The organism is Paenisporosarcina sp. P4_E4_2 (assembly GCF_056401595.1).
The window spans coordinates 1-2,187 of the sequence record NZ_JBFUJC010000440.1 but is presented as its reverse complement, the minus strand read 5'-3'; the positions used below and the strand labels follow the sequence as shown (position 1 = coordinate 2,187).

The 2,187-nt window shown below is 35.8% G+C and carries 3 protein-coding genes and 1 pseudogene; all 4 read left to right on the top strand.

Going from position 1 to position 2,187, the window contains the following annotated elements; all coding sequences use genetic code 11:
• Nucleotides 1-371: enoyl-CoA hydratase-related protein (locus AC1DSB_RS18400; RefSeq protein WP_477587314.1), on the top strand; the 371-nt coding region annotated here is incomplete at its 5' end.
• A gap of 105 nt (nt 372-476) precedes the next feature.
• On the top strand, nt 477-1,337 hold the full coding sequence (paaX, locus tag AC1DSB_RS18395) for a phenylacetic acid degradation operon negative regulatory protein PaaX (protein ID WP_477587315.1): 861 nt from the start codon (nt 477-479) through the stop codon (nt 1,335-1,337).
• Between the two features lie 271 nt (nt 1,338-1,608).
• Entirely contained in the window at nt 1,609-1,887 is a 279-nt protein-coding gene (locus AC1DSB_RS18390) for a hypothetical protein (RefSeq protein ID WP_477532082.1), read from the top strand.
• A 103-nt stretch (nt 1,888-1,990) separates the two neighbouring features.
• Nucleotides 1,991-2,187, top strand: a pseudogene (locus AC1DSB_RS18385) (GNAT family N-acetyltransferase); the annotation flags it as partial.

The following is a 2,187-nucleotide window of genomic DNA, read 5'->3' as shown; positions in this document are numbered from 1 at the left end:
CCATCATCCCAGGTGCAGGGGGTACTCAACGACTTCCAAGACTAGTAGGAGAAATGAAAGCAAAAGAACTGATTTTCACGGCTAGAAAGTTCACAGCTGAGGAAGGTGTCGAACTTGGCATCGTATTAAAAGTCGTAGAGAAAAAACAGTTGCTAGAAACTTGCGAGCAGTTTGCTTTAAATATGATGAAAAATGGTCCTGTTGCGATTAAACAGGCAAAGTACGCTATTTCAACTGGAATGAATACAGACTTGCAGACAGGATTAGCTATTGAGTCGAAAGCTTATGAGTTGGTGATTCCGACTACTGATCGTATCGAAGCATTAAACGCATTTAGTGAAAAACGTCGTCCAATATTCACTGGGATTTAATGTTCATTTTTGTAATATAACGATATAATGAAAAATGGAATAAATCTTGATATATGTTGAATAGCAAAAAAGAAAGAGTGAAATGAATTGGCAAACACACAATCCATGATTTTTACAATTTATGGTGATTWCATCCGGCATTACGGAAACAAAATATGGATTGGTAGTTTAATTCGCCTTTTAAAAGAATTTGGACATAATGAACAATCCGTGCGCGTAGCGGTTTCCAGAATGATGAAGCAAGGATGGATTGAGTCTGAAAAAAAAGGCAATAAGAGTTATTATTTCTTGACCCCACGTGGTGAAGCCCGAATGGAAGAAGCGGCAGTCCGCATATTCAAATTAACACCAGACGAGTGGGATGGAAAATGGCGTATGCTGATGTATACGATTCCTGAAGAAAAGAGACAGATTCGCGATGAACTTCGTAAAGAACTGTTATGGAGCGGGTTTGGCAGCTTTTCAAACGGTTGCTGGATTTCACCGAACAATCTTGAAAAAGAAGTGAGTCTTCTAATTGAAAAGTATGAGATTCAAGATTATGCAGATTTCTTCGTGTCCTCATATAAAGGACCGCAAGCAGATCGATCACTTGTCGAAAAAAGCTGGCCCCTTCAAGAGATAGAAATGAAATATCAGGAATTCATTTCGACCTACAGCAAACAGTTCATCGTACATCAAAGCATGATGAGCAAAGGCCAGATGTCGGATGCCGAATGTTTTGTGGAACGCACGAAGCTTGTTCATGAATACCGAAAATTTCTCTTCGCAGATCCTGGACTTCCAAAAGAGTTGCTTCCGGAAATATGGAATGGTCATCATGCGGCACTGTTGTTCGAACAATACTATAAGTTGCTTGCTCAATCAGCAAGTCAATTCTTCGAAGAGGTATTCCAAGAAGACAATGATATGCGGTGGAAAGACAAATCATATGATGCGGATGACCATCCTTTAATGAGTGAGTGAGTCAAAAGGAATTTTTAATTAACAAATTAGAAACATCGCTGACCAATGAAACCATTCATCTCAAACAATAAATATGTAATAAAGATCACCAACAAATTATAAATTGATTTGTTGGTCATTTTTTATTTATATGAAAACGAAATAATAGCCATTGTGTGGAGCTTGATTAGTTGAAGAATATAAAAAACAGGATAACTAATCAACTATGTAGAATGTTCATGTAAAACCAAAATTAGGTTACTAAAGTTTAACAATTAATGGGGGTTACATATTGAACGAGAAAACGACGAGATTAGCTTTAACAGGGGCAATTGTAGTTTTAAGCATTTCCATTCTTTATTCATCATTTCAAATTTCAGGAGCAATAAGAGATACTTCAACCAATGGAACAACTAAGGATGAAGAGCAAAATAGATATGAATTAATTTCACCAAACGACAGCAATATTATTATTTTTGATAAACAAAGTGGAGAATATTGGAGAAAATTTATTGAAACTAACGAAGGGCCTACCGAATGGGAAAAACAGATATCTCCACTCGTTAAATAATCAATTTAAATCAGTGAGCTGCATAGTCAGCTCTTTTTCTAATCCAACTTACTAACATAAAACAACATATAGAGCAGTTAACAAAACTGAAGGAGATTTTGTAATGAACCATCATAAATTGATAATTATTCAGTACAACGCCAAATATGCTGAACAAACAGTGGATATGTGGCGAGATAGTAAGGAACAGGCTATTGGTCAGAAAGAAATTCACAGCTTTGAAAATCACGTATATTTTTTAAATCATATATTACCTGAACAGTTTCAAATAGATTTAGCGTTAATTGATGAAAAAGTAGT